This is a genomic window from Streptomyces sp. R-74717, from assembly GCF_047305335.1.
Classification (GTDB): Bacteria; Actinomycetota; Actinomycetes; order Streptomycetales; family Streptomycetaceae; genus Streptomyces; species Streptomyces atratus.
In genome coordinates this window covers 5,943,036-5,958,765 of the sequence record NZ_CP102361.1, presented here as the reverse complement: position 1 = coordinate 5,958,765, position 15,730 = coordinate 5,943,036, and the positions used below count along the sequence as shown (strand labels likewise).

Genomic DNA, 15,730 nt, shown 5'->3' with positions numbered 1-15,730 from the left:
AACCGTTGTGGTTCAGCTCACTTCGGCGAGACCGTGCCGTCCGTCAGCCCGTCGTACATCCCCTGGACCAGTTGTCCGCCGAGCCGGCCGGCCAGCCGGAGCGCGTCCTCGAACTCGGCCAGGGCGCGGAACCGTTCCCCGTACCTCTGCTGCTCCGCGAGCGGCAGCCGGGGCAGTTGGAGGCGGCGGGCGTCCAGCCGGGTGGCGGTGGAGGCGTAGCTGCTGGCCTGGCGGTTGTTGGCGGTGCCGCGCAGGAAACCGGCGAGGAACCAGGGGTCGAGGGCGGCCGGATCGGGGCGCAGCAACTGAAGGTTGCGGCCCAGTGCGGCGCCCGCGGTGGCGTCGTCGATGACACGGGCGACGGAGCCGCCGCCGAGCACGGGGACGACGACATCGCCCGGTTCGACGAGGACCGGCTCCTCGGGGGGCCCGTCGACGGGGAGGCTTCCCGAAGGTGCGGTGGAGCCGAGGACGTCGTGTTCCGTGAGGACAGGAACCGGGCCGGTGCCGGAGCCGCCGGTGCGGAGCTGGAGCGCGCCGGCACGGGCGAGTTCACCGACGGTGGTGAGCGGCCAGTGAGCCGGGTCGGAGAGGGTCACGGCCGGAGGGGTGAGGGTGCCGGCGAGACCGAGCGTCTCGCTGAGCCGTTCCCGTACACGGATCAGTTCGACCGGTCCTCCCGCGGCTGCCGGGGGCGGCAGATGCCGGGCGGGGGCCAGGTCCACGTCGTCGTCGAGGAGTTCGATGACGGGGACGGCGCGGCTGACGCCCGGGCGGACCCCGGGCGGGTGGCCGGGGTCGGTCCGGTCCGTCCGTCCGGGCCTGCCCGTGCCTGCGCCCTCGCCCTCGCCCTCGCCCTCGCCCTCGCCCTCGAACGACTGCCAGGCGTCGAGCACGGCGCTGCGCACCGCCCGCCAGTCGAGCCGGTCGCGTCCGCCTGACGGGGCGGCGGCCGCCGGGCCCGCCGAGGGGGATTCGGCGGGTTCGGCGGTGTCGACGAGCAGCAGTTCGGGCGAGGGATGCAGGCCGCTGCCCGGCTTGCGCAGCACCCAGAGGTGGAGCGGGATGCCGTACGGGGGTGCGGCGCCGGCGGGGAGCGCGATGACGGCGCGCAGAGCGCCGCGGCGCAGCAGATCGGCGCGGATCCGGCGGCCGGAACGGCGCGACGCGGCGGCCGGGGGCATCAGGAGTACAGCGGTACCGCCCTCGCGCAGATGGGCCAGGGAGTGCTGGACCCAGGCGAGTTCGGACTCGGTACGGGCCGGGAAGCCGTACTCCCAGCGCGGGTCGTAGGCGAGCTCGTCGTGCCCCCAGTTGCGCTCGTTGAACGGCGGGTGGCACAGGACGGCGTCGGCGGCGAGCCGCGGGAAGGCGTCGGCACGCAGGGTGTCGCCGGTCCGTACCGCGAGGGCGCAGCCGTTGTCGGGGTCGGTGAGCAGGGCAAGCCTCAGTGCGGTGAGCGCGGCGAGGTCGGGGTCGGTCTCCTGCGCGTACAGGGCGGTCGGGCGGCCGACGGCGCGCAGCAGGGCGCCGGTGCCCGCGGCGGGGTCGAGGACCGTGCGGGCGGACTGTTTCCCGGACTCCACCAGGGCTGCCATCAGTTCGGCGAGTCCGGGCGGGGTGAGCGTGTACTGGCGCGGGTTGGCGTCCAGTTGGCGGCCGAGCAGGAACTCGAAGGTCTGCCGGGCCCCGGTCTCGGCAGCGAGTTCCACGACGCCGCGGAGCAGCGGAATGGACGGCAGCAGTTCCGCGCGGCTGGGGGTGTGAACAGCCCGTCCGGCTTCCGCGGCCGGCCCGAAGCGGGCGGCGAGCATGTCGTTGAGGGCGAGGGACAGCACACCGGCCATCCGCTCGTCCGACACGGCGGTGATCTCGGGCCAGACGGTGGGGCTCTTCTGCAGGAGCAGCAGGGCGCAGCCCGCGTGGACCAGGGCGGGGACCGCGCCGGCCGGGTGTCCTGCGAGTTGCTGCCAGACCCGTTCACGAAGGGGGACCTCGGCGAGTTTCCCCTGGTCGCGCAGCCACTGCTCGACCTCGGGCAGCGCGAAGGACGGGCTCGTCTCGGTGCCGCCGACGGGCTTGGGGAAGTCGGCATGGCGACGGCGCCAGTTGCTGACGGCGGCGCGCCCCACGCCCGCGAGCCGGGCGATCCCGGCGGCGGTCACCTCTGTCGAGTTCTCCGGCACTGGCTGTCTCCCTGGTCCTGATCCTGACGGTCCTGGCGGTCCTGGCGCTCGTCCCCGTCGGCGAGCATACCGACCGCGTTCACGCGACACCGATTCACAGCGTGCATCAACCCATCCGGCGTGAACAGTGTTGACTCGGTTCACAAGCTCTGCTGTTATTGACCCCGTCGCTACACGAGAGCGATGCACAGAACCGCTCACCACCCGTCTCTGCATTTGCCGGAGGGCACAGCCATGTCCCAGTTCACGCAGCCGCCGCAGTCCCCGCAGCCCCAGCAGCCGTACGCCCCCGCCCAGACGCCGGGCGTGCGCCCGGCCCGTAACGGACTGGGCATCGCCGCTCTCGTCCTGGGTGTCATCGGCGCAGTCTCGGGCCTGATCCCGTTCCTGTTCTGGCTGGCGGGCATCCTCGGCGTCATCGCCCTGATCCTGGGCCTGGCCGGCCGGGGCCGGGCCAAGCGCGGCGAGGCCACCAACAAGGGCATGACGACCTTCGGCGCCGTCCTCGGCCTGATCTCGCTGATCCTCGCGGTGGTGGGTGCGGTGATCACGTTCAAGGCCGTGCACGATGCGGTGAACGACCTCGACAAAGCGGTGTCGGACACCACGGCCTCCGCGAAGCCGAAGCCCGGCAGCGACTCCGCGAAGGACGGGGACGCGGCGAAGAAGAAGGACACCGGCAAGGCCCTGGGGGCCGGTGACTCCGCCGTGTACGACGACGATCTGACGGTCACGGTCGGCGACGCCACCTCGTACACCCCGGACACGTACGCCGCCGGGCACACCAAGGGCAACAAGGCCTACCGGGTCGCCGTCGTCATCGAGAACGCGGGCAAGGAGAAGTTCGACTCCGCGCTCGTCAACGTCACGGCCCACGCCGGCCAGGACGGCGTGGACGCCGATCAGATCTTCGACGGCAAGGTCGGCGAGGGCTTCAGCGGCACGGTACTGCCGGGCAAGAAGGTCACGGTCCAGTTCGCCTTCGACGCCCCCGCGGACGCCAAGAACCTGACCGTCGAGGTCAACCCCGGGTTTACGTACGACGCCACCCAGTGGGACCTGAAGCTCTGACCTTCCCTCTCGACCGGAGCCGACCACCATGCGCCCACTCGCCCGCACCGCGGCAGCCGCTCTCTGCACCATGACAGCCCTCGGCCCCACGGCGGCCTGTGACACGCTCTTCGACGATGCGCGAAGCGCCACTCCCTATGCACGGCTGACCGGCCCCGAGGTCGTCGACAAGGCCCTCGCCGCGACCCGGGGCGCCAAGTCGGTACGTATGACGGTGGAGACGACCTCCCCCGAGGGCCCGGTCGAGGCGTACGTCGCCACGGACGTCAGGGGCGAGTGCACCGTCACGCTGTCCCTGGGCGCGGCGGGCACGATGGAGCTGGTGCGGACGGGCGGCACGGTCTACACCCTGTCCGACGCCGCGATGCTCCGGGCGGCCGCCGCTCCGGACACGCCGCGCAAGGGTGCCGAAGCCGAGGTCAAAAGGCTCACGGGCCGCTGGGTGAAGGCGCCCGCCGCCGACCGGCACACGAGGCTGGCCCTGCGCTACTGCGACCGGAAGGAGTTCCTCGACCTCCTCGCGTCGAAGAGCGGAACGGCCCGCAAGGGGAAGACGGCGACGCTCGACTCCGTACCCACCCTGACCGTCACCGGCAGGACGGACGGCGGGACATGGACGGCGAGCATCGCCGCCGAGGGCAGGCCCTACCTCCTGAGGGCACGCCTGACGGACGGCGCACGCGGCAACGGCCGCCCCCTCACCATCGAACTCTCCGAGTTCAACAAGCCGTTCACGGCGAAGAAGCCGAAGATCTCACCCGCCTGACCCGCCCGACACCAAGGAACCCGCCCTCGCCCGGGCGGGTTCCGTCTGCGCGTTCACACCCGGTGCCGCACCCACACATTGGGCTCCACGACACGCGATCACCCGCCGCACTGCTCCAGCATGGTCCGCTTGTCCGCGGTCGTCACCGGCAGTTCGTACTTCAGGGACACCTGCGCGAACCGCACCGCGTACGAGCAGCGGACCGGCTTGTACGGCGGCAGCCAGGAGGCGGGCCCCGAGTCCCGCTTGGCGTTGTTGGCCGGGCCGTCGACCGGAATGAGGTTGAGCGGGTCGTTGGCGATCTGCTGCCGCTTGGCCTCGTTCCAGCGCGCGGCGCCCATCTGCCAGTCGTACGAGAGGGGCATGACGTGATCGATCTGGACCTCGGTGGCCTGCTGCTTGCGCCAGTCGATGGTCGAGCCGGTGTACGGGTCCTTGAGGGTCATCGACACGACCACACAGTCCGAACCGGAGCGGAACTTCACGTCCTTGCCGTCCCTGGCGAGGAGGTCGTTACGGGTGTCGCAGCCGTTCCTCGCGAGCGGTATCCCGTCGACCGAGTCCTTCCACGCGTAGCCGAACTTGTCGCGCGCGTACCCGGTCTTCGACCCCCGCCCCTTCGTCGCCACCTTCTCGATGATCTTCCGGCCGGCCGCCCTGTCCGCCTCGGACGTGAGCGGCGCGAGCCCCGGCTTCGTACCGTCGGCGTTGTCGAGCGGACTGGCCCCGAATCCGGTGACGGCCTGTCCGCCGCCCTCCGCCCCGCTGCCCTTCCGGCCGGTCCCGGAGGCCGCCTGCTCGGGGTCGCAGCCGGCCAGGGCCAGCACAGCCGCCACACTGAGGGCGGGCAGCATCACTCGGTACGTGCGGGGAGATATCACTCGAAGCCGTCCTGACGGGGAGAAAGCCGAACCCGCGAATCCTACGGAGGCCTTTCCCTGGGAGGCATGCACATGGCTACGGTTCGGGCCGGATGCGGCCTGAATCACACTCCCGTCGAACCACCGAACCACGGCAGGTTCACCACCGGGGGCTACAGCCTGTTCACCGATACCCGCGATCACAGCTCCGGTTAACATGCATCTATGTATGTTTCCTCGACGTATGATTCATCCATGCATGTTTCGCCGAGGTCCGGGAGGTAGACGCATGGGCTTCTACGGCCGTCAACGCACACTCGCCGATCTGGAACGCCGCATGCTGCGCATCCGGGAGTCCGGAACCGGGCAGCTGCTCGCCGTGCGCGGGCGTCGGCAGGTGGGAAAATCCCGGCTCTTCACACGCTTCGTCGAGCAGTCGGGGCTGCCCTACCTCTACTTCTCCGCCGTGAAGAACGCACCGCCCGCCCTCCAGCTCCAGACCCTCACAGCCGAGCTGCACACCTCGACGACCCCGCTCGCCGATGCCGGTTCGCTCTTCTCCGCTCCTCCCGGCGACTGGCGGGACGCACTGGGCCGGATCGCCGTCGCCTGCCGCAGCACCCCCTCCGTCGTCGTCATCGACGAGTTCCCGTGGGCTGCCGCGGCGGATCCGACCCTGGAGGGGCAGCTCCAGAACGCCTGGGACCGACAGCTGGAGAACACTCCCGTTCTCTTCGTACTGATCGGCTCCGACGTCGGGATGATGGAGCGGCTCACCGAACACGACAGACCGCTCTACGGCCGGGCCAGGAGCACCACTGTCGCTCCCTTCGACCCCGCCGAGTGCGCCGAGGCCCTGGGCGGCGGCGGGAACCCTCTGGCCGCTTTCGATACCGCACTCATCACCGGGGGCTACCCACGCCTGGTGCTGGACCGAGCACGCGCGCGCAGCACTCGGGCGTTCGTGCACGAACAGCTCGGTGACGAGAACAGCGATCTGGCGGTCATGGGACAGCGGTCTCTCGACGCCGAATTCCCCGACGCGCAGCAGGCGCGCCGCGTCCTGTCCGCGATGGGGGGTGCCGATATCGGAGTCAGCACGTTCACCCAGGTCGTCGGAAGGCTTCCCGAGGAAGGAAGCACCGCGCACACAGCGGTCACCAGGGCCATAAAGGTGCTCGCCGACAAGGGAGTGGTCAGCGTCGACGTACCGGTGGGCGCGCCCGCGAACAGCAGGCTGCGGCGCTACCGCATCGACGACCCGTATCTGCGCTTCTGGTTCCGCTTCGTCGAGGAACAGCAGGCCCACATCGCCCGCGGCCGGGCGGACATCGCCCGCGGCGCCTTCGACCGGGGCTGGCCGAGCTGGCGGGGCCGCGCCATCGAGCCGCTCGTCCAGGAGGCGGTGTACCGGCTCAGCCCCGAGCTGCCGGGACTGGAGGACGCCGGGCGGGTGGGCAGTTGGTGGAACCGCGACAACAGCCAGGAGTACGACATCGTCGTCCCCGCCGCCTCGGGGAAACGCACGCTCCTTCTCGGCTCGGTCAAGTGGCGCGAGACCAAGCGCTTCAGCAACCGCGAACTCTCCCACCTCGCCGAGGCCCGGTCCGTCGTACCGGGCGCGTCGGCGGCCCCTCTGCTTGCGGTGTGCCCGGCAGGGGTCGAGGACGGCGTGCGCCCGGATCTGACCCTCACCCCTGCGGATCTGCTGGCCGCCTGGGGCGCGTGAGGGGTGCGGGCGGCGTCCGCGATCCGGCCCCTCCGCGCACACGCACACCGTCCGGTCCCCCGTCGGCTCACACCTTCCCGATCCCCAGCGTCGTCTCGGACGGCAGCATCCCGGAACCGATCGCCGCCACCCAGAACGGCCCCAGCAGTTCGGCGAGCCGCTCCTGCCCCTCCCCGCCGAGCACCCGCCACGGGTCCGCCGCCGCTTCGTCCGTACGCCGCTCGACCTCGGCGCGCAACGCCCGCCCCGCCTCGGTCTCGACACCGCGCCCGTCCAACAGCCCACGCTCCACGAGCCGTTGGCCGGCGGCCCGCCACTCCGCGTCGCTCCATCCCCGGCTCGCGAACACCTCCGGCCGCGCCGCCCCGACGGCGGCGAAGGAGACCAGCGACTCGACCGGGTCGAGCCCCGCCTCGACGAGCGCCGCGAGATGACCGTCGCCCCGGTGCTCACGCAGGACCGTCGCCGCCTGCCAGAGCGCGAGGTGCGGCTCCTCCGGCCAGGGCAGGGCGGCGTTGGCCGCGGCGAGCGGCCGGTCGGCGATGTCGGCGGCCTCCGCGACGCGACGCATGAGCGCGGCGGCTTCGCCCAGCTCCGGACCGTCGACCGCGTCCCCCAGCAGCTTCCGGTAGGCACGGTCGACCGCCCGGGTCCGGGCCGCGAGCACCGCACCGGGTGAGGCGACGGACCAGACGCCGGGCACGTGCTCACTCGCCATCGCCGGGCTGAAGCTGTAGAAGGTGTCGGCCACCCGCCCCGCATCGGCCTCCCCGAGCGGCGCCGCGCGCCAGGCGAAGTAGCCGGGCCACCGCTCGTCGGTTCGGTATCCGAGCGCGGCGGCCTCCGCGACGGCCTCCGGCGCGTAGTACAGAACAGCGTGCAACGGCTCCAACAGATGCCACATCCGTCGCACCTGCCCCAGCGACTCGGACATGATTCCGCCCTCCACGACGTCACCGATCTAGCCACTGACTAGATATCGAGATCCCCAGACTGCCGCCCCACCCTCGAACTTGTCAACGACTAGATTCCGCGTAATCTCCTGCCCATGACCAGCGAGCGCACCTACCACCACGGCGACCTGCGGCGGGCCGTCCTCACCGCCGCACTCGACGTCATCCGCACCGAGGGGCCGGGCGCACTGAGCCTGCGCGACCTGGCACGCCGGGCCGGCGTCTCCCACGCGGCCCCCGCCCATCACTTCAAGGACCGCACGGGCCTGCTCACCGCCATCGCGACGGAGGGGTACGAGCGGTTCGCCGACGCCCTGGCCGACGCCCCTGACCTGCGGGAACGGGGCGTGCGATACGTGCGGTTCGCCACCGAACACCCGGCGCACTTCCAGGTGATGTTCCAGCCGGACCTCTACCGCACCGACGACCCCGGCCTGCTCGCTGCGAAGGACCGCGCCTCGGCCGAGCTGCGCGCGGGCGTCACCGGCCTCCCCGCTGCCGGACGCGGCGACGATGCCCGGCTCGCGGGTGTGGCCGCCTGGTCGCTGGCCCACGGGTTCGCCACGCTGCTGCTGAGCGGCAACCTGGAGGCGGCGGTGGGCACGCGGGACCCCGAGGCGGTCTTCCGGTCGGTCACGGAGTTGTTGTTCGCGCCGGCGGATGAGCGGTCGGCGTCGGGCGGGCCGGAACGGGGTGACGCGTGAGCCACTCCTGGAACTCGCGATGCCGGAACCGGTAGGCGGCACCGGTCACCCGGATCAGGCCCACTGTCCGGGACCACTCCAGAAAGCGACTCAGGAGGAACGGAAGTCGTCGGCAGTTGATCAGCAGCCAGTTCAAGTGGCTGCCACTCCATTCGCTCCATGAAAGGGATCGGCCCCGCCGGACATCCGACGGGGCCGAGGCAGGAGGCGTTCGGGGCTACGACCCCAGAATCGTCGTGAGGAACTCCCCCGTCCACGCCAGCAGTTCGCGGCCGACGACCGGCTTGCCGCCGATCCTTCCGGTGGTGGGGCGCGGGACCAGGATCTGATGGACGGCCGGCTTGATGATCGTCTTCGGATAGAGGCGCTTCAGGCGGAGCTCCTGCGATTCGCGCAGCTCGACCGGGGCGAACCGGATGTTCGAGCCCTGGAGCACGATCTCGCCGACGCCGCAGGCACGGGCCAGCATGCGCAGGCCCGCGACCAGGAGCAGGTTCTCGACCGGCTCGGGGAGCTTGCCGTAGCGGTCGGTGAGTTCCTCGCGGACCGCCCTGATGTCGTCCTCCGTGTTGGCGGAGGCGATGGCGCGGTACGCCTGGAGGCGCAGCCGCTCGCCGGGGGCGTAGTCGTGGGGGACGTGCGCGTCGACCGGGAGCTCGATCTTGACCTCCAGGGGCGGCTCCTCCTCCACGCCGCCTTCGAGGGAGGCCCGGTAGTCGGCCACCGCCTCGCCGACCATGCGTACGTACAGGTCGAAGCCGACGCCCGCGATGTGGCCGGACTGTTCGCCGCCCAGGAGGTTTCCCGCGCCCCGGATTTCGAGGTCCTTCATCGCCACGTACATGCCCGCGCCCATCTCGGTGTGCTGGGCGATCGTGGCCAGGCGCTCGTGGGCCGTTTCGGTGAGCGGCTTCTCCGGGGGATAGAGGAAGTACGCGTAGCCGCGTTCCCTGCCACGGCCCACTCGGCCGCGCAGCTGGTGGAGCTGGGAGAGGCCGAAGTTGTCGCCGCGCTCCACGATCAGGGTGTTGGCGTTGGAGATGTCGATGCCGGACTCGACGATCGTCGTGGAGACCAGGACGTCGAACTTCTTCTCCCAGAAGTCCACCACCACCTGTTCCAGGGCCTGTTCGGACATCTGGCCGTGGGCGGTCGCGATCCTCGCCTCGGGGATGATCTCGCGCAGCCGCGCGGCGGCGCGGTCGATCGACTCGACGCGGTTGTGGATGTAGAACGCCTGGCCCTCGCGGAGCAGTTCACGGCGGATCGCCGCGCCGATCTGCTTCTCCTCGTACGGGCCGACGAAGGTGAGGACCGGGTGGCGCTCCTCGGGGGGCGTGGTGATCGTCGACATCTCGCGGATGCCCGTCACGGCCATTTCGAGCGTACGGGGGATGGGCGTCGCGGACATGGTGAGGACGTCCACGTTGGCGCGGAGCTTCTTCAGCTGCTCCTTGTGTTCGACGCCGAAGCGCTGCTCCTCGTCGACGATGACCAGGCCCAGGTCCTTGAACTTCGTCTCGGAGGAGAAGAGGCGGTGGGTGCCGATGACCAGGTCGACGGAGCCCTCGCGGAGCCCTTCCAGGGTCGACTTGGACTCGGACTCGGACTGGAAGCGGCTCAGCGCCCGTACGTTGACCGGGAATTGGGAGTAGCGCTCGGTGAATGTGCCGTGGTGCTGCTGGACGAGGAGGGTCGTGGGCACGAGGACGGCGACCTGCTTGCCGTCCTGGACCGCCTTGAAGGCCGCCCGTACCGCGATCTCCGTCTTGCCGTAGCCGACGTCGCCGCAGATCAGCCGGTCCATCGGGACGGACTTCTCCATGTCCTCCTTGACCTCGGCGATGGTGGTGAGCTGGTCGGGCGTCTCCGCGTACGGGAAGGCGTCCTCCAGTTCGCGCTGCCACGGGGTGTCGGGGCCGAAGACGTGGCCGGGGGCCGCCATCCGCGCCGAGTAGAGCTTGATCAGGTCGGCGGCGATCTCCTTGACGGCCTTCTTGGCGCGCGCCTTGGTCTTGGTCCAGTCGGCGCCGCCGAGCCGGTGCAGGGTGGGCGCCTCGCCGCCGACGTACTTGGTGACCTGTTCCAGCTGGTCGGTCGGGATGTAGAGGCGGTCGCCGGGCTGGCCGCGCTTGGCGGGGGCGTACTCGACGAGGAGGTACTCGCGGGTGGCGCCCTGCACGGTGCGCTGCACCATTTCGATGTAGCGGCCCACACCGTGCTGTTCGTGGACGATGTAGTCGCCGGTCTCCAGCGTCAGCGGGTCGATCGTCTTGCGGCGGCGGGCCGGCATCCGGCCCAGGTCCTTGGTGGCGGTGCGCTGGCCGGTCAGGTCCGTCTCGGTGAGGACGGCGAGCTTGAGCACCGGGTCGACGAAGCCTTGGTCGATCGCGCCGCAGGAGACGTGGACCAGCGACGGGGAGATCTCCGCCAGGTCGGGGTCCAGGCGGGCCGCGATGCCCTCGCCGCTCAGCACTTCGACGGTACGGGAGGCGAGCCCCTGGCCCTCGGTGACGTACACCGTGCGCCAGCCGTCGGCGATCCAGCCCTTGGTGTCGGCGAGCGCGCGGGCGGTGTCGCCGCGGTACGACTCGGGGGCGTGCATCGTGAGCTTGAGGGTGTCCTCGTCGAGCTCTTCGTCCGCGGCGAACGGGGAGACCGACCACCACATCATCTCCAGCTCGCGGGCCCGGTCACGGACGTCCGCGATGCCCCACAGGGAGGCCGCGCCGACATCGATCGGGGCCTCGCCTCCGCCCGCAGTGGCCGCCCAGGACGCCTGGAGGAACTCCTGGCTGGTGGCGACCAGGTCTGCCGCCCTGGTGCGGACCCGCTCCGGGTCGCAGACCAGCGCCATCGAGCCCTTGGGCAGCACGTCGAGCAGCAGCTCCATGTCGTCGACGAGAACCGGGGCGAGGGACTCCATGCCCTCCACCGCGATCCCCTCCGCGATCTTGCCGAGCAGTTCGCTCAGCTCAGGGTGGAGTTCGGCGAGGGCGGCGGCCCGCTCGCGCACCTCGTCGGTCAGCAGCAGCTCACGGCAGGGCGGCGCCCACAGCCCGTGCTGGGCGATCTCCAGCGACCGCTGGTCGGCGATCTTGAAGTAGCGGATCTCCTCGACGTCGTCACCCCAGAACTCCACTCGAAGGGGGTGCTCCTCGGTCGGCGGGAAGACGTCCAGGATGCCGCCACGCACGGCGAACTCGCCGCGCTTCTCGACCAGTTCGACCCTGGAGTACGCGGCTGCCGCGAGCGCGTCGACCGTCTTGCCGAGGTCGGCGCTCTGTCCGATGCGCAGCGCTACGGGTTCCAGGTCGCCGAGCCCCTTGACCTGCGGCTGGAGCACGGAGCGGACCGGTGCGACGACGACCTTGACCGGGCCGGTCTCCGGGTCGTCCTTCCGCGGGTGCGCCAGGCGCCGCAGCACGGCGAGGCGGCGGCCCACGGTGTCGGAGCGGGGCGAGAGCCGCTCGTGCGGCAGGGTCTCCCAGGACGGGAACTCGGCGATCGTGTCCGGCGGCAGCAGGGTGCGCAGCGCGGCCGCCAGGTCCTCGGCCTCCCGGCCGGTCGCGGTGACGGCGAGCACGGTCCGCCCGGCCTCACGGGCCAGCGCGGCCACGGCGAAGGGGCGGGCGGCGGGCGGACCGACGAGGTCGACGTGCATACGGTGGCCGTCGGTGGCGGCCTTCACCGCTTCGGAGAGTGCCGGATCACGTACGACGACATCCAGCAGGCCGTGCAGGCTCATGAAGGGCTTCCGTCCGGGTAACGAGGGCGAGGTCTGACAGCCGGCTGCTGCCAGGGGGCAACGCGAAGGACCCGACACGTCTCACGGGCCGGGGGTTCCCAGCGTACGACTCCGCTGGGACAGCCGCGCCCGCAATCCGGCTCCGCGCGTTGGATCCGGCCCGGTCCGTGCGCCGGGCACGCGCCAGGACAACAGCCCTGCCCCGCGCGCCCACGGTTCGCGCCCCGGGCCGTACGGACACGGATCCGGCCCCGGAGTGTTTGGAGGAACACCCCGGGGCCGGATCCGTCATCCTACGTCGGTCGTCACCCTCGCTATTCCGTGGCGATCGCGTTCAGGACGTTCATCCTGCCCGCCCGGAACGCCGGGACCAGGGCCGCGAACAGGCCGACGAAGGCCGATGCGACGAAGACCGTGAGGATCGTCGGCCACGGGATCTCCAGGACGCCGAGGCCCTCCAGGGCCAGCAGCTTCTGGGCCGCCGTGCCCCAGCCCATGCCGAGGCCGAGACCGAGCAGGGCGCCGAAGACCGCGATGACCACCGACTCCAGGCGGATCATCCGGCGCAGCTGGCGGCGGGAGAGGCCGATGGCGCGCATCAGGCCGATCTCGCGGGTCCGCTCGACCACCGACAGGGCCAGGGTGTTCACCACACCGAGCACCGCGACGATGATCGCGAGCGCCAGCAGACCGTAGACGATGTTCAGCAGCTGGCCGATCTGGTCCTTCAGCTGCTGCTTGAAGTCGGCCTGGTTCTTCACCTCGTACTGCGGGTACTTGACGAGGGCGTCCTTGAGGGCGGCGTACGCCTCCTTCTCCTTGCCGTCCGCGGCCTTCGCGAACATGATCATGTTGTCCGGCAGGGCGTCGGCGGGGACGTACCGCGCGGCGGTCGTGATGTTGATGTACATCGCGCCCTTGTCGATGTTCACGTCGTCCGAGGTGATCGCGGCGACCTTCAGCTTCGCGGTCTCGCCGTCCTTGAACGCGACGGTGAGCCGGTCACCGACCTTGACGTGGTGCTTGGTGGCGTACGTCTCGCCGACCGACATCGCGTCCTTGCCGTACGCGTCGGCCAGCTTCCCGGAGACGGTCTCGCGGCGGACGTCGTCCTTGTACGTGGGGTCGACGGCGGCGAGGCCCTCGTCCTCGGTGGCGCCGTCGGGGGCGGTCAGCTTGGCATCGACGATCTTGTAATTGGTGAGGTGCTCGATGTCCGGCACGGACTCCAGGGACTTCACGGCCTGGTCCACGATCAGTGTGGGCGTGTTGCCCGACGCCTGGACGATGAAGTCCGCGCCGACCGACTTGTCGAGTTCCTCGGTGGCCGAGGCGACCATGGAGGAGCCGACGACGGAGAGACAGGCCACCAGGGCGAGGCCGATCATGAGGGCGGCGCCGGTCGCTCCGGTGCGGCGCGGGTTGCGCAGGGCGTTGCGCTCCGCGAGCCGTCCGACGGGGCCGAACATCCGCAGCATGACCGCGCTCAGCACCCGGACCACGAAGCCGGCCAGCAGCGGGCCGATCACGATGAAGCCGATCAGGGTGAGGACCACGCCCGCACCGAGGAAGAGCGAACCCTCGCTCGACTTGTCGGCCCGGGTCGCGGCGAGGAGCGCGGCGCCACCGGCGAGGGTGAGGACAAGCCCGATCGCGGCCCGGACCCGGCCCGCGCGTCCGTCCGCCGGGGTTCCGGCGTCGCGCAGGGCGGCCATCGGGGAGATCTTCCCGGCCCGGCGGGCCGGGATGTACGCGGCGACGACCGTGACGACGATGCCGAGCGCGAGGCCGACCACCGGGGTCGTCCAGGCGACCGTGAGGTCCTTGGTGGACAGGTCCATGCCCATGGCGTCCATGAGCTTCATCAGGCCCACGGCGAGGCCGACACCGGCGCCGACGCCGAGGACGGAGCCGACGATGCCGAGGAACAGCGCCTCGATCAGCACGGACCGGTTGACCTGCCTGCGGCTGGAGCCGATGGCCCGCATCAGGCCGATCTCGCGGGTGCGCTGGGCGACCAGCATCGAGAAGGTGTTGACGATCAGGAAGATGCCGACGAGGAAGGCGATCCCGGCGAAGCCGAGCATCGCGTACTTCATGACGTCGAGGAAGGAGCCCATCGAGTCCTTGTTGGCGTCCGCGGCCTCCTTCTGAGTCTGGAGCTTGTACGCGGAGGTGTCGCCGAGCGCCGTGGCGACGTGTCGCTTCAACTGTGTGTCGGTGACGCCGGATTCGGCGGTGACGGAGATGAGGCTGAAGACGTCGGGCCTGCCGAGCAGCTTCGTCTGCGCGGTGGCGGTGTCGAAGTAGACGATCGCCGCACCGGGGTTGGTGACCTTGAAGGTGGCGATGCCGCTGATCTTCGCGTTGATGTCGCCGGTGGCGGCGATGGTGCGCAGCTCGTCACCGATCTTGAGGTCGTGCTTGTCGGCGGTGTCGGCGTCGACCATCACCTCGGTCGGGCCGCGCGGTGCGTGGCCGGAGGTGATCTCCATCGAACGCAGTTCGTTCTTGGTCCAGTTGCCCGCGATCGTCGGGGCGCCCGTCGTCGAGCCCATGTTCTTGTTGTGGCTGTCGACGACGGTGACGGACATGCTGTTGACCGCGCCCTCGGCGTCCTTCACACCGGTGGCCTTGCGGACCTGCTCGACGGCGGAGGCGGGGAGTGTGACGGGCTTGCCGTTCCCCGGGAGCCGGTCGTTGTCCTCGGGACTCCTGGGGCTGACGGTGACATCGGCCGACGTCACGGCGAAGAGCTTGTCGAACGTGGTGTTCATGGTGTCGGTGAAGACGAGCGTGCCGCACACGAACGCCACCGACAGCAGGACCGCGACGGCGGAGAGCGCCATTCGTCCCTTGTGCGCGAAGAAGTTGCGCCTCGATGTCTTCCAGACGGTCATGACGTCCGCCCTCTCGAGTCGAAGTCCTTCATGCGGTCGAGGACCTGGTCGGCCGTCGGGCCCAGCATCTCGTCGACGATGCGTCCGTCGGCGAGGTACAGCACCCGGTCCGCGTAGGAGGCGGCGACCGGGTCGTGGGTGACCATGACGATGGTCTGGCCCAGCTCGTCGACCGACCTGCGCAGGAAGCTCAGCACCTCGGCACCGGCCCGCGAGTCCAGGTTTCCGGTGGGTTCGTCACCGAAGATGATCTCCGGCCGGGCGGCGAGCGCCCTGGCCACCGCGACGCGCTGCTGCTGGCCGCCGGAGAGCTCGGTGGGCCGGTGCTTCAGCCGCTCGGCGAGACCGACCGTCTCCACGACCTGCCGCAACCAGGCCGCGTCGGGCTTGCGGCCCGCGATGTCCATCGGCAGCGTGATGTTCTCCAGGGCGTTCAGCGTCGGGAGCAGGTTGAACGCCTGGAAGATGAAGCCGATCCGGTCCCGGCGGAGCTGGGTGAGCTTCTTGTCCTTGAGCCCGGTGATCTCGGTCTCGTCGAGATGGATCTGGCCCGAGGTGACGGTGTCCAGGCCGGCCAGGCAGTGCATCAGGGTCGACTTGCCGGAGCCGGACGGTCCCATGATCGCCGTGAACTGCCCGCGGGCGATGTCCACATCGACATGGTCGAGCGCGACGACCCGGGTCTCCCCCGCCCCGTACGCCTTGACGACCTGCCGCGCTCGCGCAGCGACGGCCGTACGCCCTCCAGTGCCCCCGTGCCTGGGAATGGTTACAGCCGTTGTCACGGTTTTTCTCCTATGTCGGTCAGCATTT

General features: G+C 70.6%; 10 protein-coding genes. 4 read left to right on the top strand and 6 right to left on the bottom strand.

Annotation, left to right across the window (positions count from 1 at the left end):
• Positions 1-17: 17 nt before the first annotated feature.
• Positions 18-2,186 carry an N-6 DNA methylase gene (locus NRF20_RS27320; RefSeq protein ID WP_413753454.1) on the bottom strand — a complete coding sequence of 723 codons (2,169 nt, stop codon included), beginning with the start codon at positions 2,184-2,186 and terminating at the stop codon, positions 18-20.
• Between the two features lie 234 nt (positions 2,187-2,420).
• On the opposite strand from NRF20_RS27320, the gene NRF20_RS27315 reads away from it, so the two are divergent.
• Together NRF20_RS27315 and NRF20_RS27310 are read left to right on the top strand one after the other, a co-directional pair.
• Complete coding sequence (locus NRF20_RS27315) at positions 2,421-3,257, top strand: DUF4190 domain-containing protein (RefSeq protein WP_413753453.1); 837 nt, start codon at positions 2,421-2,423, stop codon at positions 3,255-3,257.
• Positions 3,258-3,285: 28 nt separating this feature from the next.
• Complete coding sequence (locus NRF20_RS27310; RefSeq protein ID WP_413753452.1) at positions 3,286-4,023, top strand: hypothetical protein; 738 nt, start codon at positions 3,286-3,288, stop codon at positions 4,021-4,023.
• Between the two features lie 98 nt (positions 4,024-4,121).
• Here NRF20_RS27310 and NRF20_RS27305 read toward each other — a convergent pair whose 3' ends face one another.
• Positions 4,122-4,877: an HNH endonuclease family protein gene (locus NRF20_RS27305; RefSeq protein WP_413753451.1), complete on the bottom strand. Its 756-nt coding sequence runs from the start codon at positions 4,875-4,877 to the stop codon at positions 4,122-4,124.
• A 295-nt stretch (positions 4,878-5,172) separates the two neighbouring features.
• Here NRF20_RS27305 and NRF20_RS27300 point away from each other — a divergent pair, with 295 nt between their 5' ends.
• Entirely contained in the window at positions 5,173-6,612 is a 1,440-nt protein-coding gene (locus NRF20_RS27300) for an ATP-binding protein (RefSeq protein ID WP_413753450.1), read from the top strand.
• A gap of 67 nt (positions 6,613-6,679) precedes the next feature.
• Here NRF20_RS27300 and NRF20_RS27295 read toward each other — a convergent pair whose 3' ends face one another.
• Positions 6,680-7,546 (bottom strand): SCO6745 family protein, encoded by an 867-nt coding sequence (locus NRF20_RS27295; RefSeq protein WP_413753449.1) that lies wholly within the window; start codon positions 7,544-7,546, stop codon positions 6,680-6,682.
• 114 nt (positions 7,547-7,660) lie between these two features.
• Between NRF20_RS27295 and NRF20_RS27290 the strand changes: the two genes are divergently transcribed.
• Positions 7,661-8,269 carry a TetR/AcrR family transcriptional regulator gene (locus NRF20_RS27290; RefSeq protein WP_398630980.1) on the top strand — a complete coding sequence of 203 codons (609 nt, stop codon included), beginning with the start codon at positions 7,661-7,663 and terminating at the stop codon, positions 8,267-8,269.
• A gap of 217 nt (positions 8,270-8,486) precedes the next feature.
• On the opposite strand, the gene mfd is transcribed toward NRF20_RS27290, so the two are convergent.
• The 3 genes from mfd to NRF20_RS27275 form a co-directional block, all read right to left on the bottom strand.
• On the bottom strand, positions 8,487-12,017 hold the full coding sequence (gene mfd, locus NRF20_RS27285; RefSeq protein WP_413753448.1) for a transcription-repair coupling factor: 3,531 nt from the start codon (positions 12,015-12,017) through the stop codon (positions 8,487-8,489).
• 314 nt (positions 12,018-12,331) lie between these two features.
• Positions 12,332-14,917: an ABC transporter permease gene (locus tag NRF20_RS27280; RefSeq protein ID WP_398630981.1), complete on the bottom strand. Its 2,586-nt coding sequence runs from the start codon at positions 14,915-14,917 to the stop codon at positions 12,332-12,334.
• Complete coding sequence (locus tag NRF20_RS27275) at positions 14,914-15,702, bottom strand: ABC transporter ATP-binding protein (RefSeq protein WP_266360998.1); 789 nt, start codon at positions 15,700-15,702, stop codon at positions 14,914-14,916. Before NRF20_RS27275 ends, NRF20_RS27280 begins: the two co-directional genes overlap by 4 nt.
• Positions 15,703-15,730 lie beyond the last annotated feature (28 nt).

Bases quoted from the DNA above. Each gene is read 5' to 3' on its own strand.
- NRF20_RS27315 (WP_413753453.1), top strand. From the start codon at position 2,421: ATGTCCCAGTTCACGCAGCCGCCGCAGTCCCCGCAGCCCCAGCAGCCG.
- NRF20_RS27310 (WP_413753452.1), top strand. From the start codon at position 3,286: ATGCGCCCACTCGCCCGCACCGCGGCAGCCGCTCTCTGCACCATGACA.
- NRF20_RS27305 (WP_413753451.1), bottom strand. From the start codon at position 4,877: ATGCTGCCCGCCCTCAGTGTGGCGGCTGTGCTGGCCCTGGCCGGCTGC.
- NRF20_RS27300 (WP_413753450.1), top strand. From the start codon at position 5,173: ATGGGCTTCTACGGCCGTCAACGCACACTCGCCGATCTGGAACGCCGC.
- NRF20_RS27295 (WP_413753449.1), bottom strand. From the start codon at position 7,546: ATGTCCGAGTCGCTGGGGCAGGTGCGACGGATGTGGCATCTGTTGGAG.
- NRF20_RS27290 (WP_398630980.1), top strand. From the start codon at position 7,661: ATGACCAGCGAGCGCACCTACCACCACGGCGACCTGCGGCGGGCCGTC.
- mfd (WP_413753448.1), bottom strand. From the start codon at position 12,017: ATGAGCCTGCACGGCCTGCTGGATGTCGTCGTACGTGATCCGGCACTC.
- NRF20_RS27280 (WP_398630981.1), bottom strand. From the start codon at position 14,917: ATGACCGTCTGGAAGACATCGAGGCGCAACTTCTTCGCGCACAAGGGA.